The organism is Cryobacterium sp. TS_SC_7 (assembly GCF_056156285.1).
The window spans coordinates 2,346,189-2,371,424 of the sequence record NZ_CM149589.1 but is presented as its reverse complement, the minus strand read 5'-3'; the positions used below and the strand labels follow the sequence as shown (position 1 = coordinate 2,371,424).

Annotated in this window: 21 protein-coding genes; 6 read left to right on the top strand and 15 right to left on the bottom strand. The window is 69.0% G+C overall.

From position 1 onward, the window contains the following. Positions 1 to 130: 130 nt before the first annotated feature. Positions 131 to 2,425 (top strand): carbon starvation CstA family protein, encoded by a 2,295-nt coding sequence (locus AC0J5J_RS10880; protein ID WP_134423838.1) that lies wholly within the window; start codon positions 131 to 133, stop codon positions 2,423 to 2,425. After that, positions 2,422 to 2,667 (top strand): YbdD/YjiX family protein, encoded by a 246-nt coding sequence (locus AC0J5J_RS10875; RefSeq protein ID WP_474897973.1) that lies wholly within the window; start codon positions 2,422 to 2,424, stop codon positions 2,665 to 2,667. Before AC0J5J_RS10880 ends, AC0J5J_RS10875 begins: the two co-directional genes overlap by 4 nt. An 80-nt stretch (positions 2,668 to 2,747) precedes the next feature. Here the strand turns inward: AC0J5J_RS10875 and AC0J5J_RS10870 are convergent, their stop codons facing one another. The 5 genes from AC0J5J_RS10870 to AC0J5J_RS10850 form a co-directional block, all read right to left on the bottom strand. Further along, positions 2,748 to 3,656, bottom strand: a complete 909-nt coding sequence (locus AC0J5J_RS10870) for a serine hydrolase (RefSeq protein WP_474897971.1) — start codon at positions 3,654 to 3,656, stop codon at positions 2,748 to 2,750. A gap of 74 nt (positions 3,657 to 3,730) precedes the next feature. After that, positions 3,731 to 5,695: a M13 family metallopeptidase gene (locus AC0J5J_RS10865; protein WP_474897969.1), complete on the bottom strand. Its 1,965-nt coding sequence runs from the start codon at positions 5,693 to 5,695 to the stop codon at positions 3,731 to 3,733. 96 nt (positions 5,696 to 5,791) lie between these two features. Then, positions 5,792 to 7,477 carry an ABC transporter permease gene (locus tag AC0J5J_RS10860; protein WP_474897967.1) on the bottom strand — a complete coding sequence of 562 codons (1,686 nt, stop codon included), beginning with the start codon at positions 7,475 to 7,477 and terminating at the stop codon, positions 5,792 to 5,794. Beyond that, complete coding sequence (locus AC0J5J_RS10855; RefSeq protein WP_474897965.1) at positions 7,474 to 8,421, bottom strand: ABC transporter ATP-binding protein; 948 nt, start codon at positions 8,419 to 8,421, stop codon at positions 7,474 to 7,476. The genes AC0J5J_RS10860 and AC0J5J_RS10855 overlap by 4 nt, the downstream gene beginning before the upstream one ends. A gap of 141 nt (positions 8,422 to 8,562) precedes the next feature. Beyond that, a complete protein-coding gene (locus tag AC0J5J_RS10850) occupies positions 8,563 to 10,077 on the bottom strand; it encodes a DUF222 domain-containing protein (protein WP_474897963.1) in 1,515 nt (504 codons plus the stop codon). A 318-nt stretch (positions 10,078 to 10,395) separates the two neighbouring features. On the opposite strand from AC0J5J_RS10850, the gene AC0J5J_RS10845 reads away from it, so the two are divergent. Beyond that, the gene (locus tag AC0J5J_RS10845; protein WP_474897961.1) at positions 10,396 to 11,721 is read left to right on the top strand and encodes an MATE family efflux transporter; all 1,326 of its coding nucleotides are present in this window, start codon (positions 10,396 to 10,398) and stop codon (positions 11,719 to 11,721) included. A 194-nt stretch (positions 11,722 to 11,915) separates the two neighbouring features. On the opposite strand, the gene erpA is transcribed toward AC0J5J_RS10845, so the two are convergent. The 10 genes from erpA to AC0J5J_RS10795 all read right to left on the bottom strand — a co-directional run bounded on the left by erpA (position 11,916) and on the right by AC0J5J_RS10795 (position 22,300). Beyond that, positions 11,916 to 12,272, bottom strand: a complete 357-nt coding sequence (gene erpA / locus AC0J5J_RS10840; protein WP_134423831.1) for an iron-sulfur cluster insertion protein ErpA — start codon at positions 12,270 to 12,272, stop codon at positions 11,916 to 11,918. Between the two features lie 108 nt (positions 12,273 to 12,380). After that, positions 12,381 to 13,853, bottom strand: a complete 1,473-nt coding sequence (locus AC0J5J_RS10835) for an aldehyde dehydrogenase family protein (protein ID WP_474900216.1) — start codon at positions 13,851 to 13,853, stop codon at positions 12,381 to 12,383. Continuing rightward, positions 13,853 to 14,497, bottom strand: a complete 645-nt coding sequence (locus tag AC0J5J_RS10830; protein WP_134423830.1) for an HD domain-containing protein — start codon at positions 14,495 to 14,497, stop codon at positions 13,853 to 13,855. The genes AC0J5J_RS10835 and AC0J5J_RS10830 overlap by 1 nt, the downstream gene beginning before the upstream one ends. After that, positions 14,494 to 15,795, bottom strand: coding sequence for an NAD(P)/FAD-dependent oxidoreductase (locus AC0J5J_RS10825; protein ID WP_474897959.1), 1,302 nt, complete (start codon positions 15,793 to 15,795; stop codon positions 14,494 to 14,496). Before AC0J5J_RS10825 ends, AC0J5J_RS10830 begins: the two co-directional genes overlap by 4 nt. A 5-nt stretch (positions 15,796 to 15,800) precedes the next feature. Next, positions 15,801 to 16,121, bottom strand: coding sequence for a 2Fe-2S iron-sulfur cluster-binding protein (locus AC0J5J_RS10820; RefSeq protein ID WP_134423828.1), 321 nt, complete (start codon positions 16,119 to 16,121; stop codon positions 15,801 to 15,803). A gap of 46 nt (positions 16,122 to 16,167) precedes the next feature. Continuing rightward, complete coding sequence (locus tag AC0J5J_RS10815; RefSeq protein ID WP_474897957.1) at positions 16,168 to 16,950, bottom strand: SDR family NAD(P)-dependent oxidoreductase; 783 nt, start codon at positions 16,948 to 16,950, stop codon at positions 16,168 to 16,170. Next, positions 16,943 to 18,844, bottom strand: coding sequence for a PEP-utilizing enzyme (locus tag AC0J5J_RS10810; RefSeq protein WP_134423826.1), 1,902 nt, complete (start codon positions 18,842 to 18,844; stop codon positions 16,943 to 16,945). Before AC0J5J_RS10810 ends, AC0J5J_RS10815 begins: the two co-directional genes overlap by 8 nt. Positions 18,845 to 18,925: 81 nt before the next feature. Beyond that, the gene (locus AC0J5J_RS10805; RefSeq protein WP_134423825.1) at positions 18,926 to 20,005 is read right to left on the bottom strand and encodes a PEP/pyruvate-binding domain-containing protein; all 1,080 of its coding nucleotides are present in this window, start codon (positions 20,003 to 20,005) and stop codon (positions 18,926 to 18,928) included. Further along, positions 20,002 to 21,321 carry a cytochrome P450 gene (locus tag AC0J5J_RS10800; RefSeq protein WP_241972654.1) on the bottom strand — a complete coding sequence of 440 codons (1,320 nt, stop codon included), beginning with the start codon at positions 21,319 to 21,321 and terminating at the stop codon, positions 20,002 to 20,004. The genes AC0J5J_RS10805 and AC0J5J_RS10800 overlap by 4 nt, the downstream gene beginning before the upstream one ends. Before the next feature lie 175 nt (positions 21,322 to 21,496). Then, a complete protein-coding gene (locus AC0J5J_RS10795; protein ID WP_134423824.1) occupies positions 21,497 to 22,300 on the bottom strand; it encodes an IclR family transcriptional regulator in 804 nt (267 codons plus the stop codon). Positions 22,301 to 22,478: 178 nt separating this feature from the next. Between AC0J5J_RS10795 and AC0J5J_RS10790 the strand changes: the two genes are divergently transcribed. The 3 genes from AC0J5J_RS10790 (at position 22,479) to AC0J5J_RS10780 (ending at position 25,230) form a co-directional block, all read left to right on the top strand. Next, positions 22,479 to 23,774, top strand: coding sequence for an MFS transporter (locus AC0J5J_RS10790; RefSeq protein WP_241972652.1), 1,296 nt, complete (start codon positions 22,479 to 22,481; stop codon positions 23,772 to 23,774). A 9-nt stretch (positions 23,775 to 23,783) separates the two neighbouring features. Beyond that, on the top strand, positions 23,784 to 24,479 hold the full coding sequence (nucS, locus tag AC0J5J_RS10785) for an endonuclease NucS (protein ID WP_474897955.1): 696 nt from the start codon (positions 23,784 to 23,786) through the stop codon (positions 24,477 to 24,479). 85 nt (positions 24,480 to 24,564) lie between these two features. Then, the gene (locus AC0J5J_RS10780; protein WP_474897953.1) at positions 24,565 to 25,230 is read left to right on the top strand and encodes an HAD hydrolase-like protein; all 666 of its coding nucleotides are present in this window, start codon (positions 24,565 to 24,567) and stop codon (positions 25,228 to 25,230) included. Positions 25,231 to 25,236 lie beyond the last annotated feature (6 nt).

Genomic DNA, 25,236 nt, shown 5'->3' with positions numbered 1-25,236 from the left:
AAAGCACGGTGAACAGACCGAAGCCGAACGGCGCTCAGCCCATTTTAGGCGTCCGTCCGGAAACTGCCGCCAAGCTGTTAGCCTTGCTAAGGATTTCCGCAGACGTTGCGGGCACCTCAAAGGAGAGATCATGGGCACCAAGCCCCGCACGCCACACGATTCACCGAAGCGGGGCGAGGAACTGGACCGGGATCCCCTCCTGTTGCCCGTTGCCCTCGACCAGACCACGCACGATGCCGAAGAGGCACACTGGACCCCCTTGAAGATTGCGATCTGGGGCGGTATCTCCCTGCTCGGCGGGCTGAGCTGGGTGATGCTCGCCGTGGTCCGCGGCGAGACCGTCAACGCCATCTGGTTCGTCTTCGCCGCCGTCTGCACCTACCTGATCGGCTACCGCTTCTACTCCAACTACATCCAGAAGCACCTGCTGCACCCGGATGACCGGCGCGCGACGCCGGCCGAGTACAAGGCCGACGGCAAGGACTACGCGGCCACCGACCGCCGGGTTCTCTTCGGCCACCACTTCGCCGCCATTGCCGGCGCCGGACCGCTCGTCGGCCCCGTGCTGGCCGCCCAGATGGGCTACCTGCCCGGAACGATCTGGATCATCGTCGGCGTCGTGTTCGCCGGCGCGGTGCAGGACTACCTGGTGCTGTTCTTCTCGATGCGCCGCGGCGGACGCTCCCTGGGCCAGATGGCCCGGGACGAGCTCGGCAAGGTGGGCGGCACGGCCGCCCTCATCGCCACCCTGGCGATCATGGTCATCATCGTGGCCATTCTCGCCCTTGTCGTGGTCAACGCTCTCGCCGACAGCCCCTGGGGCGTCTTCTCGGTCTCGATGACCATCCCGATCGCCCTGTTCATGGGCGTCTACCTGCGCTTCTTCCGCCCCGGCCGGGTCACCGAGATCTCGGTCATCGGCTTCGTGCTGCTGCTGGCCGCCATCATCGGCGGCGGCATGATCGCGGACACCGAGTGGGGCTCGACCTTCTTCGCCATCGACCCGCTGCCCCTCGCGATCGGCATCATCGTCTACGGCTTCGTGGCCGCCATCCTCCCGGTCTGGCTGCTGCTGGCCCCCCGGGACTACCTGTCCACCTTCATGAAGATCGGCACGATCGGGATGCTGGCACTCGCCATCATCGTCGTCCGCCCCGAGATCTCGGCCCCGGCCACCAGCGAGTTCGTGAACGGCGGCGGCCCCGTGGTGAGCGGCTCGCTCTTCCCGTTCCTGTTCGTCACCATCGCCTGCGGTGCCCTCTCCGGCTTCCACGCCCTGATCGCCTCCGGCACGACGCCGAAGCTGATCGAGAAGGAACGTCAGACCCGCTTCATCGGCTACGGCGGCATGCTGATGGAATCGTTCGTCGCCATCATGGCGCTCGTCGCCGCGCTGTCGATCGACCGCGGAATCTACTTCGCCATGAACTCCTCGCCGGCCCTGACCGGCGGAACCGTGGAGGGTGCCGTCACGTTCGTGAACAGCCTTGGCCTGACCGGCGTCAACCTGACCCCCGAGATGCTCACCGAGACCGCGAAGAATGTGGGCGAGGAGACCATCGTGTCCCGCACCGGCGGCGCCCCGACCCTGTCGGTCGGCCTTGCCAACATCATGCAGCAGGTGGCCGGGGGCTCGGGAATGATGGCGTTCTGGTACCACTTCGCCATCATGTTCGAGGCGCTGTTCATCCTCACCGCCGTCGACGCCGGCACCCGCGTGGCCCGGTTCATGCTGCAGGACAGCCTCGGCAACGTCTTCCCGAAGTTCAAGAACACCTCCTGGCGTCTGGGCGCCTGGGTCACGACCGGCATCATGGTCGCAGCCTGGGGCGCCGTGCTCGTGATGGGCGTCACCGACCCGCTCGGCGGCATCAACACCCTGTTCCCGCTGTTCGGGATCGCGAACCAGCTACTCGCGGCCATCGCCCTGGCGGTCTGCCTGGCGATCGTGGCCAAGCGCGGGCTGTTCAAGTACATCTGGGTCGTGGCGCTGCCGCTGACCTTCGCCGCCGTCGTGACCATCTACGCGTCGTTCCTGAAGATCTTCTCGACCGTTCCCAACGTGGGCTACTTCGCCCAGAACCGGGCGTTCTCGAAGGCCCTGGATGACGGACTCACCAGCTTCGGAACGGCCAAGACCGTCGAAGCAATGGAAGCCGTCGTGCGTAACACGATGGTGCAGGGCATCCTCTCGATCCTGTTCGTCGTGCTGGCCATCATCGTGATGGTCACCGCCGCTCAGGCCACCTGGAAGTCCTACAAGAGCCGCAACTTCGGCACCAACGAGGATGACGCGGTGGCATCGCAGATGTTCGCCCCGTCCGGTTTCGTCGCCACCCCGGAGGAGAAGAAGCTGGCCGTGCGCTGGGATGCCCAGATCGCCCAGGCCAAGCTGGACAAGGCGAAGAAGGTGCCCCGCCGATGAGTCTCCTCGCCGGCGTCCGTGAGGGCGCGAAGGGTTTCGCCTGGTTCATGAGGGGGGTCATGGGTGAGGACGCCTATGACAAGTACAAGGCCCACCATGACGCGCTGGACGACGCCCACGAGCACTCCGTTCGGGACCCGGATGCCGCCGCCTGCGGCAGGCCGGTGATGATGACGGAACGCGAGTTCTGGCGAGACCAGACCGACCGCCAGGACGTGAACCCCCAGGGCCGGTGCTGTTAGCCGCCTGACCGGACGCACCACCCGCATCGCTGCCCCTGCCTCGTGCGGGGGCAGCGACGTTTAATCGGCGTTCATCGAACTCAGTGCACGTACTCCAGCAGGTCGAGGCCAACCGCACGCATGCCGTCGAGCACCGCCAGCCGGGACGACAGGCGGGTGTCGGCGAAGGACATCGAGACCATATAGGTCACGCCTGCGCGCGGACCGCGCAGGATGCCGACCTCGCTGCGGACGCCGGCATCCGTTCCGGTCTTGTTCACCAACAGCAGTCCGTGGTCGCCGGCGCGGTGGGCGAGGGGGTCGATGCCGAAGGCGCCGGCCACCATGGACAGATCGGAATTCAGCGACAGCCAGCCGATCACGCGCTCGCTCGCCTCGGCGTCGACGATCTCGCCGCGCGCCAGCGCGGTGAACAGCCAGGTGAGCTCCTTGGCGCTGCCGACCGAGAGCTGCGGGGCGTCGTCGGGGCCGCGCCGATCGCGCACGAGGTCGAGCAGGGCGGTGCGGCTGAGCCCGAGCTGCTCGGCGCGGGCGCGCACGGCGTCGAGGCCGACCGCACGGAGCAGCACGTTGGCGGCCAGGTTGTCGTTCGCGGCTCCGACCAGGGCCGCAAGGTCCGCTACCGGAAGCGAAGGTGCCTGCAGGTGCTGCCAGAGCCCGGAACCGGCCACCGAGTCGGCGGCGCTGCGATCCAGGATCGTGTACGCACCGAAGTTGGCGTCCCGGAGCCGGGCGGCCACCTCGATCAGGAGCAGCACCGTGCCGATGCCGGCCGTGGGCATGACCACGTGGTCGTCCACGGAGAACAGGACCCGGCCGGTGACCAGGTCGGTGGCGCGGGCCGAGACCTGCACCCCGTCGACCGCCAGGTCACCCAGCGCCTGGAACCCGCGGCCGAAGTTCGCCGCCGCCGCCGTTCCGCCGTGCCGACCCCGCCGCAGCGCGGAATGGCGCGACCGACGCTCTGATTCCTGGGATGAAATGGCCACGGTGGGCAGGTCCTTACGTAGATTCGGGCTACTGGTCCCCGACCTCACGGTAGCTCACGGGTGGAGCGCTGAGGTCACCAGATCGTAACGCGCTTCTCCGGGTCCAGCCAGAGAGCGTCGTCGGGTGTGACACCGAACGCCGTGTAGAACTCGTCGATGTTGCGCACGATCTGGTTGCACCGGAATTCGTTGGGCGAGTGCGGGTCGATCGAGAGCAGACGGATGGCCTCCTCGTCGCGCATCTTGAGCTGCCAGGCCTGCGCCCAGGAGAGGAAGAACCGCTGGGCGCCGGTGAAGCCGTCGATCACGGGCGGCTCCTGGCCGTCGAGGGAGATGAGGTAGGCCTTCCAGGCGATGGAGAGACCGCCGAGGTCGCCGATGTTCTCGCCGATGGTGAGTGCACCGTTGACGAAGTGCTCGGGAACCTGTTTCGGGGCGAGCGCGTTGAACTGCTCGATCAGGGAGCTGGTGCGTTCCTCAAAGGCCGTGCGGTCTTCTTCGGTCCACCAATCGGTGAGCAGCCCGGTGCCGTCGTACTTCGAGCCCTGGTCATCGAAGCCGTGGCCGATCTCGTGGCCGATCACGGCACCGATCGCACCGTAGTTGGCGGCGGAGTCTCGGGCATCGTCGAAGAACGGCGGCTGCAGGATGGCGGCCGGGAAAACGATCTCGTTGAACCCCGGGTTGTAGTACGCGTTGATGGTCTGCGGGGTCATGAACCACTCGTCACGATCGAGCGGGTTGCCTATCTTGCCGAGTTCGCGCTGGAACTCGAACTCGCTCGTGGCGCGCACGTTCGAGATCAGGTCGGCAGGGTCGATCGTGAGGGTCGAATAGTCGCGCCACGTGGCCGGGTAGCCGATTTTGGGGATGAACTTCTCGAGCTTGTCGAGCGCCCGGGCCCGCGTCTCCGCGGTCATCCATTCGAGGTCGGTGATGCTGCGACGGTAGGCCTCGACCAGATTGGCCACCAGCACGTCCATGCTCGCCTTCGCACTGGGCTTGAAATGGCGCTCCACGTAGATGCGGCCGACGGCCTCGCCGAGAGCACCCTCGACCAGGGAGACACCGCGCTTCCACCGCTCGCGCAGCTGGGGCGTGCCGGTCAGGGTGCGGCCGTAGAAGTCGAAGCTGGACTCGACGAAATCGCTCGAGAGGAACGCCGCGCCGGAACGGATGATCTGCCAGCGCAGCCAGTCCTTCCAGCCTTCGAGCTGGTCGTCCGTGAGCATCTCCGCCAACCCGGTCACGAAGCTGGGCTGGCGCACGACGACCTCGTCGAGTGCGCCCGCCGGGCCGTCGAGTCCTTCGAGCCAGAGGTGCAGGTCGGCGCCGGCGGCCAGCGCCGTCACCTGGCCCCAGGTCTTGAGGTTGTAGGTCTTCTCGCTGTCGCGGGAGCGCACCTTGTCCCAGTGGTGGGTGGCGAGCTCGGTTTCGAGCAGGAAGACCCGCTCGGCGCGGACGGCGGCGTCCGGGACGCCGGCGAGACCGAACATCCGTTCAAGGAACGCCTGGTAGGCCGCGCGGATAGACGCGGATTTCTCGTCGCGGTAGTAGGACTCGTCGGGCAGGCCGAGCCCGCCCTGCTCGACGAAGACGAGGTAGCGTTCGGGGTTGCCCGGGTCGTTGTCGACGAAGAGCCCGAAAGCGCCGGACACGCCCGCGCGCTCGAGGCGGCCGAGGGTGCCGAGCAGTTCGGGGAGGGAGGTGACGGCGTCGACGGTGGCCAGGTCGGCCGCGAGCGGGGTGGCGCCGAGCTCCTCGACGCGGGCCTCGTCCATGAAGCTGGCGTAGAGGTCGCCGAATTTGCGTTCCTCCGTGCCGGGGGCGGCCGTCTGGGCCTCGAGGATGATCTCGCGCACGGCCTTCTCCGACTCCTCGGCGAGAAGGTAGAACGAACCCCAGCGGGCCTTGTCGGACGGGATCTCGCTCCGGGCGATCCACTGGCCGTTCACGTGCAGGAAGAGGTCGTCCTGCGGACGCACCTCCAGGTCGAGTTCGGTGCGGTCGATTCCGGATGCGGTCCCCTGGTCAGTCATACCTCCACCCTATTCGCTGCACCTCGGCGGTGGTCGAGCCCGTCGAGACCCGCGGTGGTCGAGCCCGTCGAGACCCGCGGTGCTCGAGCCAAGGCGTCACAGTGCCAGATCCCGGCGACGGATGCCCACAAAGGCCAGCACGCCGCCCACCAGGGCGAGGCCCAGCATCCACCCGGCTCCGCTCCAGTCCACATCGGCAGCACCGATCACGGGTGTGTGCGTGAACGGGGACAGGTTGAGCAGCCAGTCCGGCAGACCGAAGAGTTCGCCGAACTCGCCGATGAACCCGGCGGTCAGCAGCACGCCCCAGCTGAGGCCCGCACTGAACCGCGGCACCATCGCGACGAGCAGGGCCGCGATCGCCAGGACGAGCAGGGCTGCGGGTGCCTGCGCGGCCCCGGAGGCCATGGCGCTGGCCACCCGGTCGGCCGTGTCCACGGTTCCCGCGGCCCCGGACGACCAGACGAGACCGGCGGCTGCTCCCCCGGTCGCCGCGAGGAGCACCAGTGCGACGGCGATGGAACCCACAAGGAGGTAGTCGGCAAACCAGCGGTCGCGGCGTAGCGGCAGAGCGAGCAGGAGCTCGGCCGAACCGTTGGCCTCCTCCTGCCGCAGGCGGATCATCGCCTGGGTTGCCGCCGCCGCCGCGATCACACCCACCAGTCCGAAGATGGTGTTCGTGTACAGGTCGATGATTGACGCCCGGCCTCCGGCCATCCGTGCCAGCGTGTCCCCGACCTGCGCGCTCGACTCGACCAGCTCGACCACTGTTTCGCCCAGAGTCCCGGCGAGGAGACCGAACGCGAGGCCGGCGAGAGCCCAACCGGCCAGAGGCGCGCGCTGCAGACGCCAGGCCAGGCCGAGGCTGCCGCTGAGCGTTCGCGCGGCCCGCTCCGGGCCGGGCCGCTCCCCGACGAGGCTGGAGCCGAGGTCGCGCCGGGATTGCAGCAGCCCGACCACGGCGAAGAGCACGGCGGCCAGTGCCAGGGAAAGCAGGAGGGGAGCCGGCCGGTTCTCGGTGAAGGCATCCGTCTGTTGTCCCCAGCCGATGGGTGACAGCCAGCTCGGCCAGGCGCTGGTCAGGCTCAGACCGTCGGCGGATGCGGTGCCGCCGGCGTCACCGAGCGCCCGCAGGGTATAGGCGAGGGCGATGAGGGCCGCGCCGAGGCCGTTCGCCCCGCGCGAGGTGCGCATCACCTGGCCGGCCAGGAGCCCTACCCCGAGGAAGGCGATCCCGGTGGCGGCGATGGCGGCGCCGGTGGTGATCGTGCCGGCAGGGTCCAGTCCCCCGATCAGGAAACCCAGGCTCACGGCCGCCCCGGCGGCCACGGCAGCACCGATCCCGTGCACGGTCGTGGCAAGCAACGGCACGAGCCGGCCCGCCGGCGTCGCCGAGATGAGCTCGGATCGGCCCGCTTCCTCCTCGGCCCGGGAGTGGCGCACGGCGAGGAACGAGCTCATGAAGGCCACCAGCGTGGCCAGGAACGCGAAGAGGAGGAAGAAGATGACCGCGTCGGCATCCGTTCCCTGCGGCTCCCCGCGGAAGATCAGGATGGTCGGGGAGCCGACCGCGATTCGGATCAGCCCCTCGCGTTCGGCCATCGTGCCGAAACTCGCGTCGACGGCCGAGACGGCGAATAGGGCAAGCCCGAAGAAAGCGGCCATCCAGATCGCCAGCTGTATGCGGTCACGCCGGATACGCAGGCGCAGCAGGGGACCGAGGGTGCTCCGGCGTCGTCCGGGGGTCCCGGTGGGCGAGGCCGTGCGGAGTCCCGAGCTCACGACCGGGTTCCGGCCGTGGGAACCGGGGCATCCTCGTGATAGTGCCGCAGGAACAGGGTCTCGAGCGACGGCGGCGCGATGGTCAGGCCCTGCACGCGCAGCGCGGCGAGCACGGGCAGCATCTCGGGCAACGCCTCGCTGTCGGCCGTGAAGCTCACGCGGCCTCCGTGGCCGGGGACGAGGTCGTGAGCGGCAGGGATGCGCGCGGCCAGCCCGGCCAGGTCGGCGTCGGTCAGCCCTGTGCTGGCGAAGGTGACCTCGGTGCGGGTGAGGTGCCGCAGTTGGGTGAGGGTTCCGGTCTCCACCATGCGGCCGGCCCGGATGATGCTCACCCGGTCACAGAGGTGCTCCACCTCGGAGAGGATGTGGCTGGAGAGCAGAACCGTTGCTCCGCCCGCCGTCGCCGCTTGCAGCTCCCGGCGGAAGACGGCATCCATCAGGGGGTCGAGCCCCGAGGTCGGCTCGTCGAGGATGAACAGGTCTGCCGGGGCAGCCAGGGCTGCAATAAGCGCAACTTTCTGCCGGTTGCCCTTCGAATAGGTGCGGCCCTTCTTGGTGGGGTCGAGCTGGAAGGCATCGACGAGGCGCGCGCGACGTGCCCGGTAGGCAGCGGCATCCACGGTTCCGCCGCGCAAACGGCAGAGCAGGTCGATGGCCTCGCCGCCGGACAGATTGGGCCACAGGCTCACGTCCCCGGGCACGTAGGCGATGCGGCGATGGAGGGCGACGGCATCCGTCCAGGGGCTCTGGCCGAAGACTGTGGCGGATCCTCCGCTCGGGCGATACAGCCCCAGGAGGATGCGGATGGTGGTGGACTTGCCGGCCCCGTTCGGGCCGAGGAAGCCGTGGACTTCGCCGGCTGTGACCGTGAGGTCGAGGCCGTCGAGGGCCGGCACTCGGCCGAAGCGCTTGTCCAGGCCTCGGGTCTCGATGACACTGCTCATGCTGATCAAGTTACGCCCCTTCGGTGTCCCGCATCGGAGTCGCGACTCCTCGCCCGGTGGTCGAGCCTGTCGAGACCCGGCGACCCGCCCTCCAGACGCTCCCACAACGGTGGTCGAGCCTGTCGAGACCCGGGGTCACGCCTACAGAGTGGCCCGTTTGCTTGGCAGTGCGATCAGGGTTTGTTCCGGATCGACGTCGACGGGTGGTTTGAGCCAGTAGTCATTGCCGGTGCGGATGATCGTCCAGTGCTGGTTATGCAGCAGCAGATGGTGCGGATGACACAGCAGCACCCCGTCGGCAAGGTCGGTGTACCCGTTGTCTCTCAACCATTCGTTGATGTGATGTGCCTCAGACCACGCGGGTGATCTATCGCAGTCGACCCAACGGCAGCCTCCGTCGCGGACACCCATCGCGGCGCGCTGTGCCTCGGTGAAGAGACGTTGGTCACGGCCGACGTTGGTGATCTGCCCGGTGTCGTCAACCTGGATGCCGCGGGTTCCGGTGTCGCAGAGCAGACGATCGATGGTCTCCTGCGAGATGGGGACCGGGTTGCCCTCAATCTGCCCGTGAGCGGCGGATGCGGCGGGAACCGGGCCGGTCTGTGCGGCCTGGCCAGGGGCCGGCTGGCCCGACTGACCGGCCGACTGCCCCGTCTGACCGGCCCGCTGTCCCGGCTGGCCCGGTGTCAGGGCCTTCTCGGTGACGAGCACCCGCACCGAAGGGCGGCGGCCGCCGAAAACCCGGCCCTGGTCGGCCTCCCCGGCGATCTTCAGCAACTGCACGAGGGCGTCGGCGGCGATCTGCTCCGTGGTGCGGGGGTCGTCCTGCATCCGTTTGGCCCAGGCGGACTTGTCTTTGTCGACGAAGCGCACGCCGCCGCGGCGGGGGCTGGTCACGGAGTCGAACGTCGAGAGCACGAACTCGCCGTCTTCGGGGGCGAAGAGGCCGTGCAGGCGCACCTTGCCGTTGCCCAGCCGGTAGACCCGCAGGAACCGGTCGTCGTGAGCCTGCTTCTCCCGGGCGGCAATACCCGCCTCGTCGAGCTGGTCGCGCAGACGCCGGGCGAGCTTGAAGACCTGGTCGACATTCAGCGACGCGGCCTCAACGAGGAGCGCCTCGAGGGCGGTGCCCAGCTTCTCGGCAGTGACCGCGGCATCGATCTGGCCGAGGCCGGAACGGATCGACTCGGCCGCATCGACCGAGAGGCTGCCGTCGGTGACGGCTCGGGCGATCGCTGCCTGCCACGGCACCTTCGCCACGAACTCCGCGACCGCGGCGGGATCCGCATCGGGCGACTCCACAGCCGCCTCGACCAGTTTCTCCGCCGCTTCGGCATCGGCCATCATCGTGCCGACGGCGACGAGCTTGAACGCGTCATTCTTGGTCGAGCCGGTCACGGTCTGGATGAGAGCCTCGGGCGAGAGGAACCCCTGCTGGGCGGCCAGGCCGGAGTGGCCGAGCTCGGGCCGGGAGCGACGGGCGATGGTTGCCGCCATCCACGCGGAGCGGGTGTCGAGCAGGCGGCGCGCGGCCGCGATCTGCTTCTGACCGGCCAGCACCTCGGCATCGGCGAGAGCCTCATAGTCGGCGCAGGAGGAGCCCAGGCGAGCGACGGCATCCGTTGCCGTTCTGAGGTCATCTGCGGTGGTGGTCATGCGTTGAGGATATCAGAAATAGTACGCGTAGTCGATAGTCTGTCACATATTCGTGAGCTTGTTTTCGAAGTCGTGTTCTAAATGATCAGGGTCGGCTCGCCGGGTCTCGACAGGCTCGACCACCGGAGGACAGGGTCGTCCCGCCGGGTCTCGACAGGGTCGACCGCCGGGTCTCGACAGGCTCGACCAGCGTGGGTATCGAGACGTGGGTCTCGACAGGCTCGACCACCGGAGGACAGGGTCGACCACCGGGGACAGGCCCGAGCACTGTGGGAGAGCGCGGAGAGGCTGAACTAGAGTCTTGGGATCACTCTCACCGTGCTCCGCCCGCAGCCCATCGACCGCGAGATCCTGCGCCTCGCCATTCCCGCCGTCGGCGCGCTCATCGCCGAGCCGCTGTTCCTGCTCGCCGACTCCGCCATGGTCGGCCACCTCGGCGCCATTCCGCTGGCCGGACTCGGTCTGGCCAGCGCCGTGCTGCAGACGATCATCGGCCTGATGGTCTTCCTGGCCTACAGCACCACTCCCGCGGTGGCCCGCTGGCTGGGCGTCGGCGACCGTCGCCGGGCCGTCGGAATCGGAATCGACGGGCTCTGGCTGGCCCTCGGCCTCGGCGTTCTCCTCGCTGCCGCCGGCTGGTTCGCGACCCCGCTGCTCGTCGGTGCCTTCGGCGCCGAGCCTGCCGTCACCGCCGCAGCCGCCAGCTACCTGGGCATCTCCATGTTCGGCCTCCCGGCCATGCTGATCGTCTTCGCTGCGACCGGCCTGCTCCGCGGCCTGCAGGACACCCGCACCCCGCTGTGGGTGGCCGGGATCGGCTTCTCGGCCAACATCCTTCTCAATGCGATCTTCATCTACGGCCTGGGCCTCGGCATCGTCGGATCCGCGCTCGGCACGGTCATCGCCCAGTGGGCGATGGTCGCCGTCTACCTGGCCGTCGTCGGCCGGCATGCCCGCCGCGAGGGAGCACCCCTGCGACCGCATCGGGCCGGGATGCTGCGGGGCGCGGCATCCGGCGGCTGGCTCTTCCTGCGCACCGTGAGCCTGCGTGCGGCCATGCTGCTCGCGGTGTTCGTGGCCACGAGCCTCGGTTCTCCCGAGTTGGCGGCCTTCCAGATCGCGATGACCCTGTTCGCGACGCTGGCGTTCGCGCTCGACGCCCTCGCGATTGCGGCGCAGGCTCTGGTGGGCCGGGGCCTCGGCGCCGGCAACCTGGCCGAGGTGCGCATGGTCCTCAAGCGCTGCCTCGAATGGGGCGTGCTGACGGGGGCCGCGCTCGGGCTGCTGGTGGTCGCTGCGAGCGGCGTGCTCGGCCGCGTGTTCACGAATGCGACCGAGGTCAGCGGGCTGTTGCCGGCGACCCTGATCGTGCTCGGACTCTCGGTTCCGCTCGGCGGCGTGGTGTTCGTGCTCGACGGCGTGCTGATCGGCGCCGGTGACGCGCGCTATCTCGCACTGACCGGGCTGGTGAACCTGGCCGCGTTCGTGCCGCTGGCCGTCGCGGTGCTGATTCTGGCACCGACGGGGGCCGCCGGCCTGGCCTGGTTGATGGCAGCGTTCGCGTTCGGCTATCTCGGCGCCCGCGCGGTGACCCTGGGCCTGCGGGCCCGGGCCTCCCGCTGGATGGTCGTCGGCGCGCGCTGACTCCGCGGCATCCGGCCCGCCGAGGTGTGCCCCGTCGCTCGCGGCGCAGGTTGTGGAAGCGGGCGCAGGTTCTAACGTGCGCCGGCTTCCACAAGCTGCGCCGCGATCGAACGGATGCCGCGGCGGGCATCCCCGCGGATGCTGCGGCCGAGGCTCGAGCGGCCGAGGCTCGAGCGGGCGCTCGAGCGGAGCCTCTAGCTGAAGGAGTCGCCGCAGGCGCAGCTGCTGCCGGCGTTCGGGTTGTCGATCGTGAAGCCCTGCTTGGCAATGGTGTCCTCGAAGTCGATCGAGGCTCCCTCGAGGTACGGCACGCTCATCTTGTCGAGCACGACGCCGACGCCGTCGAAGTCGACCACGACGTCACCCTCGAGAATGCGCTCGTCGAAGTAGAGCTGGTAGATCAGGCCGGAGCAGCCGCCGGGCTGCACGGCAACGCGCAGGTTCAGGTCTTCGCGCCCCTCCTGGCTGAGCAGGCTGCGCACCTTCACGGCGGCGGCGTCGGTCAGGCCGACGCCGTGGGCCGGTGCGATGGGGGCGATGGTGTCGGTCATGGGGGCTCCTCGGACTTCACGCTGCATGGACGCGCCGGGCCCGCTCCACTGGAGCGTTCGCCTGCGCGAGTACCCAGTCACTCTAAGCTCCCCCGGCCGTTCCGCGAACTACGAGCGGATGCGCCGGTGCACCGACTGCGGCTTGAGGTAGACGTGCAGGCCCTCCAGGCCGAATTCGACGCCGAGTCCTGAATCATGCCGTCCCGCGAAGGGGGCGGCATGGTTGGAGGCGAAGAAGTTGAGCCCGATCGAGCCGGTGTCCACCCTGGCCGCCACCGCGAGGGCGGCATCCTCGTCTCTGGAGAAGACCGTGCCGCCGAGGCCGAAGGCCGTGTTGTTGGCGATCCCGACGGCCTCGTCGAGGCTGTCGTAGCGCAGGATCGCCAGCACGGGCCCGAAGATCTCCTCCCGGGCGATCCGCATGCCAGGCGTGACTCCGGCGAACACGGTCGGCTTCACGTAGAAGCCCCGGTCGAACCCGCTGGGCACATCGCCGCCGGTCGTGGGGCGCGCCCCCTCCGTGATCCCCGAACGGATGTAGCCGAGCACGGTGTCTCGCTGCGACGCGGTGGCGCTCGGCCCGAACACGGTCGCCGGATTCATCGGATCGCCCTGCGGCGCCGCCGCGATGGTCGCCGTGACCATGTCGACCAGCTCGTCGTAGCGCTCCCGCGGCGCGAGGATGCGGGTGGAGATGTAACAGGTCTGCCCGGTGTTGCGCATGCAGGTGCGAATCAGCACCTTCTGCATGTCGGCCAGGTCGGCGTCGGGCAGCACCAGGGCCGACGACTTGCCGCCCAGCTCCAGGGTCGCTGGGCGCAGCAGCTCGCCGCACGCCGCGCCGATGGACCGGCCCACCGGGGTGGAGCCGGTGAAGGCCACCTTGTCGATGCCGGGGTGCCGCACGAGGGCGTCGCCGACGGCGCTGTTGCCGGTGACCACGTTGACCACCCCGGCCGGAATGCCGGCGGCGGCGACGGCATCCGCGATCTGGCGGATCGAGAGCGGCGTCGGCGAGGCCGGCTTGATCACGACGGTGCAGCCGGCCATCAGCGCCGGGGCGAGCTTGGCGACCACGAGGTTGATCGGGAAGTTCCACGGCGCGATCAGGGCGCAGACCCCGACCGGGTCCTGCCGCACTACGGTCTCGGCGGAGCCGTCGGGGAACCGGCGCACATCCGGCGCCTCCAGGTGCGGCGCGAGGCCCGCGAAGTAGCGGAAGATGGCGGCCGCGTTCGAACCGGCGCGGCTGGTCTCCGCGACCGGCGACCCGTTCTCCCAGGTGTTGGTGTGCGAGATCGCCTCGCTGCGCTTCTCGACCTCGTCGGCCAGCCGCAGCAGGTAGACCGCGCGTTCGGAGGGCGCCAGGTCGCGCCAGCCGATGCCGGTGAAGGCCCGGCGGGCCGCGCCGACGGCCCGGTCGAGGTCGGTGACGGATGCCACGGGCACGCTCCCCCACACCTCTTCCGTCGCCGGGTTGGTCACCATCGTGCGCCCGGCCCCGTCGGCCGTGGTCCACGTTCCGTCGATGAACAGGTCGTCCGTGTGGGTGTACGGAACGGTCGCGAGCACCGTCTCCATCACAGCACCGCGACCTTGAGCAGCGCTTCGGCCCGGTCCAATTCGACCGTCGCCATCTCGAGCCCCGCGGCGGTGATCAGCTCCGGGAGAATCTCCGAGCGCAGCCGGCGGCAGTAGAACGACGGCGTCTGGAAGAACCAGCTCGAGGCCAGGGCGATGCCCGCCGGGGTGAAGCGCCAGAGCCGGTCGGCGTCGCGCACCAGTGAGTCCTCGATCGAGTGCGACTCCGGGCGGGTGTCGTGCCCGTCGATGATGTCGGTCACCCGGGTGATGAACGCGTCGTCGTAGCCGAGCCCGGGAAGCACCTCGCGGGCGATCTCGCAGCCCTTGATCTCGTGTTCGAACCGGATCTGGGACTGGCGCCAGTTCTTGCCGAAGCCCTCGGAGATGATCTTCGTCTCGTCGACGCGGGCCCAGCCGGTGTCGTGCAGCAGGATGGCGACCCGCACCACCAGGGAATCGGCCTCCGGATACGCGTCGCAGAGGCGTTCGGCGAAGGCGAACGACATGGGGATGTGGATGTCGTTGCCGCGCGTGCGCATCTCCGGCTCGACGGCCCGCCAGAGCGGGTCGAGGTCATCCGGTGAGTCGTCGGCGACGCCGATCGGGCTCGTGTCGATCGGCTGTTCGGTCTGCAGGGTCATGGCGTTGTCACTTTCTCGGAGAGCGCCGGGGCTTCGGTGGCGAGCTTCTTGAGCGGGATGGAGGTGTCGGTGGCGGCATCGGCCGGAACGGACAGCCCCTTGTGCAGGGCGTTCCGCACGGCCATGAAATCGAGCGGGCTGTTGATGCAGTCCGCGGCGATCAGGGTGCCGGCGCGGTAGTAGAGCACGGAGAACTTCTCCGAATCGGGGTCGCCACGCAGAACCACCTGGTCGTGACCGCCATTGAGCCCGGCGATCTGCAGTTTCAGGTCGGCCTGGTCGGACCAGAACCACGGCACCGTCTTGTGCTCTGCCGGGATGCCCAGCAGGGTGGCGGCGGCGACCTTGGCCTGCTCCACGGCGTTCTGCACGCTTTCGAGTCGCAGTCGGCCGTTGCCGAAATCGGAGATGGAGGGGTTGGGCATGTTGGCGCAGTCGCCGGCCGCGACGGTGACCCCGTCGCTGGCGAGCGCCTGGGCGTCCACGACGATCCCGTTGTCGATCAGGAGACCCAGCTGCTCGGCCAGCTCGGTGCGCGGGATGACGCCGACGCCGATCAGCACGACGTCGGCCGGTACGACGCTGCCGTCGCCGAGCTCCACGCCGGCCACCCGGTCGTGTTCGCCGACGAGGCGAACCACTGTCGCGTTCAGCACGACGTTCAGGCCGCGGCGCCGATGCGCCTGGAGGTAGAACGCGCTGGTCTGTTCGGAGACGGCCCGGCCGATCAGCCGCGGGGCGGCCTCCAGCACGGTGACGTCCTTGCCGGAGGCCCGGGCCCCGGCCGCCACCTCGAGCCCGATGAAACCGCCGCCGATCACGACGACGTTCCTTGCCTGACGCAGCTGCTGCTCGAGTACCGCGGCCTCCGTCGCATCCCGCAGGTAGTGCACCCCCTCCAGCTCAGAACCCTCGAGCGGGATCGTGCGCGGCACGGCCCCCACGGTGAGCGCGAGGCGGGCGAACGGGAAGATGCGCCCGGATTCGGCCACGGCCTCGCCGCCCCGCGCGTCGCGGGTGATCTTGACGATGCGTTCCCGGGTGACGAGCTCGATCCGGTGGGTCTGGTAGAAATCGTGACTGCGGAAGGCAAGCGAGTCCGCGGTGGCCTCGCCCTTGAGGAACGCCTTCGACAGCGGTGGCCGCTGGTAGGGCGCGTGCGGTTCCTCGCCGACCAGGGTGATCGGTTCGGTGTCGCCGAGCTCCCGCAGGCTGGAGGCCAGCTGCACCCCCGCCTGGCAGTTGCCCACGATCAGGGTGCCGCGGGGCGCGGCACCGGTGCCAATCGGGTCGCTCATGGTGCTCACACCTGCGTTTCCGGGGTCGTGACCTGCACGTCCAGGTCGTCGGTCAGTTTGAGCTGGCAGGAGAGCCGGGAGTTGTCCTCCCGGTCGACGGCGGTGCCGTCGAGCATGTCGTCTTCCAGGCCGGCGACCGGCGGGAACAGCTCGGCGCTGTCGGCGCAGACGAACACGTGGCAGGTGGCGCAGGAGAGGCTGCCGCCGCATTCGGCGACGATGCCGGGCACGCCGTTGCGCACGGCCGTCTCCATGACGGAGTCGCCCGCGAATCCGTCGACGATGGTCTCGCTGCCGTCGTGGGCAACGTAGGTTACGGTGGGCATTTCTCAGATCTCCTTCGGGTGAGTGACGGATGCGCGGAGCCGGTTCCTAGAGGAACTGGCGCCCGCCGTCGACGACCAGGGTCTGGCCGGTGATGTAGTTGCTGCCGGGGCCGGCCAGGAACAGGGCCGCCCCCACGATGTCCTCGGGTTCGCTGGCCCGCTTGAGGGAGCCGCGGTCAACGCCGTACTGCTCCGCGCCCTCGATCAGCCCGTAGCTGGCCTCGGTCAGGGTGAAGCCCGGCGCGATCGCGTTGACGGTGATGCCGCGGTCGCCGAGCTCCTTGGCGAGCACCCGGGTGAGGGCGATCACCCCGCCCTTGGACGCCACGTAGTGGGCCCAGTGGGCGGAGCCGCTCATCACCGTGGCGGAGGACAGGTTGATCACCTTTCCGCCGTCCTGCAGGTAGGGCGAGCAGGCCCGGGTGACCAGCCATGGCCCCTTGAGGTTGACGGCCATCACCCGGTCCCACTCGTCCACGTCGATCTCGTCGAAGGGGGCCCGGGTGATGGTGGCGTAGATCGCGGCGTTGTTGACGACGACGTCGATCGTGCCGGGGCCCGCGCCCTCCCGGCTGAAGGAGGCGGCGGTCAGGGCCATCGCCTGGACGGAGTCGAGCGCGGTGACGTTCACCCCGACCGCCAGGGCGGTGCCGCCGGCAGCCTCGATCAGCGCCACCGTCTCGCGGCATCCGTCGACGTTGAGGTCGGCGACGACCACCCGGTCGCCCTGGGCCGCGAAGCCCAGGGCGAAGGCACGGCCGAGACCGCCGGCGGCGCCGGTGATCAGCACCGTTCGGGGGGAAGGTTCGGCCGTGCCCGCGTCAGGCATGGCTGTCTTCGAGGTGGGCGGAGGCCAGGGCCGTGTCGAGCTGGTTCGCCGCGGCCGGGGCCAGGGTGAGGTCGTGCTCGTGATCCTCCACAATGGTGACGGTGCCGTTGTTGCCGTCGACCCGCAGCCACTGGCCGGTCTGGATCTGGGCCGAAGCGGTGCCGGTGCCGGTGACGGCGGGCATCCCGTATTCCCGGCAGACGATGGCCGCGTGGCTCATCATGCCGCCGATGTCGGTGACGGTGGCGCGGATCTTGCCGAAGATCGGTCCCCACGAGGGCGCGGTGACCGGGGCCACCAGGATCTCGCCGTCCTGCACCTCGGAGAGCTGGTCGGAGCTGCTGATCACGCGGGCCGGGCCCTCGGCGACCCCGCTGGAGGCCGCCATTCCGCGGAATTCGCCCTCCGGCGCATCCGATTCGCCCAGCCAGTTCTTGATCTGGTCGCTCGTGATGCCCCAGAGCATGAGGGTGAAGGGCTCGGTGATGACCGCCGGCGGCGTGTTCAGGGCCGGCTGCGGGCGCTCCGTCGAGAGGGCGTCGACGATGATGCGGCGGCGCGCGACCTCGGCGGGCCAGTAGTCGGGGCCGATGGCGGGAGCGCCGACGCCCCAGCCGGTGACGTAGTCGAAGAGCGTCTCACGCACCTCGTCGCGGCGGAGGTAGAACATGTCGTTCGCCTCCGGCCAGAACCCCTGCTCGTGCAGCATCTTCGACAGCTGCCGGGCCTTGCGCCAGAAGACGCCCATGGTCCAGTGCTCGATGTAGAAGTTGTGGTTCTCCACGTAGGGGTAGACCTGGCGGGCCAGGCCGAGCTTGCCCTGGAACGCCTCCAGCTGTTCGGGGCTGAGCAGCTCCGAGTACTCCTCGGTGATGCGGTCGCGCTCGGCGACGAGCTCCTCGACCGGGCGGTCGATGTTGTGGCCGGTCTGCACCCGCACGATGTAGTCCTTGATGTACCCGAGCGGCAGCTCGAGGTGGTCCATCCAGTACTTGTCGTGGGCGTAGAAGCCGTTGCCGACCGTGAAGTTGAACCACGGGTCCTGCGCCTCGGCCCAGGCGGCGAGCCACGCGGAACCGTTGGCGTGCGCGGCGATCGCCGCCAGAGTGGCGTCCGGGTTTTCCGTGTCGCCGAAGTGGTCGGCCAGACCCAGTTCGACGGCGAGCTTGGCCAGCTTCTTGAGCTCGTCATCCGGTCGGAACAGTTCCATGTCGACGCCCTGCACCATCTTGGCGACGGCCTGGTCGGGGATGCCCGGAAAGACCTCCTTGCAGAAGGTGAAGAAGTCGAGGTAGGCCACATAGCCGAGGTTGAGGAACTCGAAGTGGTACTGCCAGGCCCGGTAGGTGAGCGAGATCAGCTTGTCGAAGTTGCCGAGCAGCTCGTTGTTCGGGCCGGTGCCTTTGCCGCTCAGAACGTCTTCGACCGGGACTGCGTCGGGCAGCGCCTCGAAGGAGAGCTCGTTCAGCTCGTCGATGGTGCCGCGGATCTTGCCCTGCCACTGCTCGAGCAGGGTCTCCCAGTTCTGGAAGTAGTGGCCGGCGCGCTGCATGAACTGCGGTACGCGGGCTGCGATCTCGGACTCGGGAACGCCCACCGGCGACATGAAGACGTAACCGTTGTGGATGCGGAACTCGATGCCGTTGGCCGGCGGGATCAGGAGGTGGCGGGAGTTGTACTGGCCGAGGCAGGAGACCGCGAACTCGAAGCCGATGGTCTCGAACGGCTTGGTGACGGTGGGCCAGTGCTGGCTGTCACAGAACCAGAATTTGGCCTCCTCGACCTCGCGGCGGTTCTCCTGGAAGACCAGGTTGTAGGCGTAGAGGTCCTTCCAGCCTGCGGCGGCGTCTGAGGGCTTCTGGTCGTACGGGCTGGGGAATGACTTCTCTGTCATGGGTCAACCGTTCTGTATCAAAGGGGACGGGGCGGGTGGGTAGGGAAAGAAGGAGGACGAAAACGGATGCGATGGGCCGGCCTAGGCCTTGCCGGCCTGGCTCATCAGCGACTTCGTGATGCTCTCGATGCCGAAGCCGGCGCTCGTCACCGGGATGGAGCCCGAGGCGGTGGAGGAGAACACCGTCTCCGGCCGGGACTGGAGGAGCAGCAGGTTCTCCCCGTCGGGCAGGTCGCGGTCGAGCGCCCACTCGATGTCCTGCGGGCATTTGAAGTGCTTCTCCGCCTTCTTGGCGATCGCCGCGATGGCGGTGATCTCCGCGTCGCTGATGCAGAGGCGGTCGCGGCGCTCCGGGGGCACCTCGAGCTCGACCAGGGACTTGCTCTCGAGGTCTGGCACGAGTTCGGCGTGTTTGTCGCCGATCTGGCGCTTGACGACCATCAGCATGACCTTGTCGACCGTGATGTTGTCGGGGGTGACCTGGCCGGAGACGACCAGCTCACCGAGGCCGTATGCGGCCTCCATCACGATCTTGGACCGGTCGCCGTTGGTGGGATCCATGGTGATGGCGACCCCGGCGACCCTGGCGTTGACCATCTTCTGCACGGCCACCGCCATCGACAGACCCTCGTTGGGGATGTTGTTCTTCAGCCGGTAGATGATCGCCCGGGAGGTGTAGAGCGACGCCCAGCAGGCCCGGATGTGCTCCGTGACGTCTTTCACGCCCAGAAGCCAGAGGTAGGTGTCCTGTTGGCCGGCGAAGCTGGCATCCGGCAGGTCCTCCGCGGTGGCGGACGAGCGCACGGCCACCGGCACCGGGGAGTCGAACCGGGACTGCAGGGACTCGTAGGCCGCCAGGGTGATGGCATGCAGTTCGGGTGGCACTGGACGTGAGGTGATCTCGGAGCGCAGCTGCGCCGAGACGCGGTCGACCTCGACGATGTCGTTCGGGTCGAGGTCCTTCAGCAGCGCGTGGATGTCGGCCTCGATGCCGGCGTCGTGGATGAACGCGTCGTACGCGGCCGTGGTGATGGCGAACCCGGGAGGGACCGGCATTCCGGCCTTGGTCAGGGCCACCAGCGAGGCGCATTTGCCGCCGAGCAGGTCGTGGGCCGGGGCGACGTCGTCGTCGAAGAACTGGATGAAGGGTGCGTGGGTCATGACTGGGCCTCCCAGGTGACGGGCACCGCGGTGGGTGCCCTGAACGACAGGTTGTCTCCGAAGGTGATCTGCTCCGGGTCGATGATGCGCAGGGTGGGAACGGCCTTGAGGGTCTCCTCGAGCACGATCTTGTCCTGCATTTTGGCGAGCATGTTGCCGAGGCAGTAGTGGATGCCGAAGCCGAACGACAGGTGGGTGCGGGCGTTGGGCCGGTTGATGTCGAACACCTCCGGCTCCTCGAAGATGCCGGGGTCACGGTTGGCCGCACCCATCAGCAGCAGGATGTCCGCGCCCGCCGGGATCGGGGTGCCCGCGATCTCGGTGTCCGTCAGCGCCTTGCGGCGCCAACCCACGATCGACGGGCTGTAGCGCAGCGTCTCGTCGATCGCGGCCGGAATGCGGCTCGGGTCCGCGAGCAGCTTCTGCCACTCCTCGGGGTGGCCCAGCAGCACCCGGATGGTGTTGGAGATCAGCGTGGTGGTGGTCTCGTGGCCGGCGAAGAGCAGGCTGTAACAGACGGAGGCGATCTCGTGGTCGGAGATCTCGCCGCCGGCATCCTGGGCCTTGACCAGGTCGGCGATCAGGTTGTCGCCGCCCTTCTCGTGGGCGTCGGCGACCAGGCGCAGGCACTCGTTCCAGTAGTCGACCAGGTTGTGCGCGTGCGGGATCTGCTCCTCGTCGCTGAGGTCACCCCAGGTCATCGCGGCCCGGGAGTCCGACCACTTCTTGTACGTCGGGACCATCTCCGGCCCCACGCCGAGCAGGCCGAGGATGGTGATGGTGGGGATGTCCACGGCGACGTCTTTCAGGAAGTCGCCGCGGGCATCCGGGTGGGCCAGCATCTTCTGCAGCAGCCGCGCGGTGTTCTCGCGGATCGTCGGCTCCAGCGCCTTGTAGCGGCGCGGGGTGAACTCCTTCTGCACGATGGTGCGCATGCGGGTGTGCTCCGGGGGAACGCGGGCGGACAGGCCGGAGTAGGCGGTGAAGCCGCCGTCGTTCATGATCTTCACGGCCGCCGCACTGCGCGGCCGCACCGGCGCCTGGGCGTTCTCGCTGCTGAACGTCTGCCAGTCGTCGAAGACGGCCTTCACGTCGTCGTAACGGCTGACGATGTAGTAGCCGATGCGCTCGTCGAACATGACCGGCTCCTCCTCGCGGAGGGCGGCATAGGCCGGAAACGGGTCGTTCATGCTGAAAGGCTCGTAGCCGTGGTGGGCCGTCGCCTCGGCACCGTGACCGGCGTGATCCACCGGGCAGCCCCCGGGGGCGGCGGATGCTGCTTCTCGCTGTGCCTTCGACGTCTCGGTCTGGGTCACTGGGTGCTCCTTGGTCTCGTCCACAACTGCGGGGAACTGGGACCATCTAATGCCGACGATCCTTGGAATCACTCGGAGCGTCCCACTGGATGGAACTGGATCTCGACAAGCTCGATCACCGGATCTCGACAAGCTCGATCACCGGGGCTCGACAAGCTCGATCACCGGGGCTCGATCACCGGGGTGGTTTGCGCAGGCGGGCCGCGGGCTGCAGCGCCGAGGGCGGGAGGTGCGCGATGCCGCCCTGGATGCGCTCCGCCGTGCCGAGCAGGATCGGCAGGTTGCGTTCGAGCTGGTGGGCGCGGCTGGTCGGCAGCACGATGCCGAGCCCGCCGAAGATGCGGCCGTCGGCCTGGAACACCGGCACCGCGAGGGAACAGGAGCCGAGGCGCACCTCCTCCGCGGCAAGGGCGAACCCCTGCGCCCGGACCTTCTCCAGTTCCCGGCGGAGCTGTTCCGGGTCGGTCTTCGTGAACGGTGTGCGGGCGACCAGCGTGCCGCCGAGCACGGCGTCCCGCACCCAGTCCTCCTCGAACGCCAGGATCGCGCGCCCCACGGCGGTGGCATGCATGGGCAGCCGGCCGCCGACCCGCGAGGCCTGAGGCACCCGGCGGGTGCCGTAGACCCGGTCGATGTAGAGCACGTCCGCCCCGTCACGGATGGCCAGGTGCGCCGTCTCCTGGGTGAGGCCGAAGAGGTCCTGCAGGTAGGGGCGGGCCACATCACGCAGCTGCCGTCCCGCGTGCTGGCCGAGCTCCCAGAGGCGCAGGCCGATCTGGTAGCGGCCGCGGGCATCCCGCTGCACGGCTCCCCACTCCTCGAGCTCGCCGAGCAGGCGGTGCACGGTGCTCTGCGGCAGCCCGCTCTCGGCGCAGATCTCGGAGAGCGACCGCGGCGAGGGGCTCTGTTCGAAGACCGCGAGAATGCTCAACACGCGACTCGTCACGGATTGCCCGGGTGACGATGAACGACCGGCCACGGTGCCCCTTCGAAACGCTTGATCCCTGGTGGCAGTCTACGAGCGTTCCGGCGGTCGCGGCGGGGCGCGTCACCCCCCGTTCGGTCGTCTTCGGCGGTGCCGCCGCGGCAGCCCCTGCGGCACCCCCTCCGTGGGCCCCGGACACGCGGCCCGGTGCGTTTCGGATAACTTGGAGGGTGTGACCGACACCGCCCGAAACCCTGGAACCGCCGATCCCCAGGCCGCCCGGCCAGGGCTGCTCGCCTGGCGGAACGCCGTTTTCGCGCTCTTCTTCATCAGCGGACTCGCGCTGGCCACCTGGATGTCCCGCATCCCGGCCGTGCGCGACGGCCTCGAGCTGTCGACGTCGCAGGTGGGCATCGTCATCTTCGGCCTCTCGGCCGGATCGGTGATCGGTCTGGTCGCGGCGGTCGGGCTGCTCGCCCGCCTCGGCGCCCGGCGCGCCCTGGTGCTCGGCGTCACGATCTCCTCGGCCGGGCTCATCACGGCCGGGGTCGGCACCAGCCTGCTGGCGTCCACCGAGGTGGTCTTCGCCGGCCTGGTCCTCGTCGGCCTCGGGATGGGATCCGTCGACGTCATGATGAACGTCGAGGGCGCGGCGGCCGAGCGTGCCGTCGGCAAGACGCTGATGCCGCTGATGCACGCCTGCTTCAGCCTCGGCACCGTGGTCGGCGCGCTGGCCGGCGCGGGGGCATCCTTCGTCTCGCTGCCGGTGTTCTGGCACCTGGCCGGGGTCGCGACGCTCGTGCTCGCCACGGCCGTCGTCGGCGTGCGGTACATCCCGGTGCGCTCGGAACTCGGCGACGTGCCGGCGCCGGGCGCCCCTTCGGGTGCGGCGTCGGCCGGCCCCGCGGCGGCACCGCTGTGGCGGGAGCGCCTGCGTGCCGGCCTGTCGGTCTGGGGCGACACCAGGATCCTCCTGATCGGCACGATCGTGCTGGGAATGACCTTCGCCGAGGGCTCGGCCAACGACTGGCTGGCCCTGGCCGCCGTCGACGGGCACGGGCTGAGCAACACGGAGGGTGCCATCGTCTTCGGCGTCTTCGTGAGCGCGATGACCGTGGGCCGGGTGTTCGGCGGTCCGATCCTGGACCGGTTCGGGCGGGTGCCGGTGCTGCGCGCGTGTGCCGCACTGGGCATCCTGGGCCTGGTGCTGTTCATCCTCGCGCCGAACGACGTGCTGCTCTATGCCGGCGCGGTGCTCTGGGGTCTCGGCGCGTCGCTCGGCTTCCCGGTGGGCATGTCGGCTGCCGCCGACGACACGAAGAACGCCGCCGCCCGGGTCAGTGCCGTCGCCATGATCGGCTACTTCGCGTTCCTCGTGGGCCCGCCCGTGCTCGGCCTGCTCGGCGAGGCCTGGGGCATCCTGAACGCCCTGTTCCTGATTCTGGCGTTGATGGTGCTGGCGGGCCTGGCCGCGCCCGCCGCGCGCGAGCGCAGCTATTCGGCGCCCGCGCCCGCCGCACGCGGTTAGGCTCGAACGGTGCGCCTTGTGATTGCGAAATGCTCCGTCGACTACGCCGGGAGACTCAGCGCGCATCTGCCGCTGGCCACCCGCCTGCTCATGATCAAGTCGGACGGCAGTGTGCTCGTGCACTCCGACGGCGGCTCCTACAAGCCGCTCAACTGGATGAGCCCACCGTGCAGCCTGGCGCTGTCGGACCCCGATGACGACCAGACGGATGCCGGCGTCACGGCCGTCTGGACGGTCACCCACGCCAAGACCGCCGACCAGCTCATCGTCAGCATCTATGAGGTGCTGCACGACTCCGCCCACGAGCTCGGCATCGACCCCGGGCTGATCAAGGACGGCGTCGAGGCCCATCTGCAGAAGCTGCTGGCCGAGCACATCCACCTGCTCGGCGACGGCCACACCCTCGTGCGCCGGGAGTACATGACCGCCATCGGCCCGGTCGACATCCTGGCGAGGGACGCGTCGGGCGGGTCGGTCGCCGTGGAGCTCAAACGCCGTGGCGACATTGATGGCGTGGAACAGCTCACCCGCTACCTCGAGCTGATGAACCGCGACCCGCATCTGTCCCCGGTCAGCGGCGTCTTCGCGGCGCAGATCATCAAGCCGCAGGCGCGCGTGCTGGCCGAGGACCGCGGCATCCGCTGTCTCGTGCTCGACTACGACGCCATGCGCGGGCTGGACGACACGCAGTCGAAACTCTTTTAGGACTGGTGGCTCACGCAAAAGCGTATTAGTCTCAGATTTTTAAGATTTATGCGGGAGTTCTTGTTCCTGCCCCTAGTATTAGCCTGTGATTTCGACATTGACTCGCACCTGGAGTGCCATCCTTTTTGACCTCGACGGAACGATCACCGATTCCGCCCCGGCCATCACCAATTCTCTCGCTCGCACCTTCGCCGTGCTGGGCCGCCCGGTTCCCACCGACGCGGAGCTCACCGCCTACGTGGGCCCGCCCCTGCTGGCCGCTTTCAGCGAATACGCCGGGATGACCGCAGACGAGGCCGTCGAGGCTCTTGCCGTCTACCGCGCCGATTACCAGGAACGGATGCTGGACACCGCCGTCTACCCGGGAGTCGCCGGGCTGATCGAGCGCCTCCACGAGGCGAAGATTCCGATGGCCCTCGCGACCAGCAAGCCGGAGCACCATGCGACCGCCGTGCTCGAGCACTTCGATCTGGCGAAGTACTTCACGGTGATGGTGGGCTCCTCCGATTCGGAGACCCGCAGTTCCAAGGCCGACATCGTGGCAGAGGCGCTCACGCGACTCGGCGCCGTCGGGGCCGACGTCGCCACCCCGGTGATGGTCGGCGACCGCCGGTACGACGCCGAAGGGGCTGCGGCACACGGCGTCCCGACCATCCTCGTGGAGTGGGGCTATGGCTCCCCGACCGAGGCCGCCGGCGCGCACGCGACCGTCTACTCCGTCGACCAGCTCGCCAAGCTGCTGCTCGGCTGACCTCCC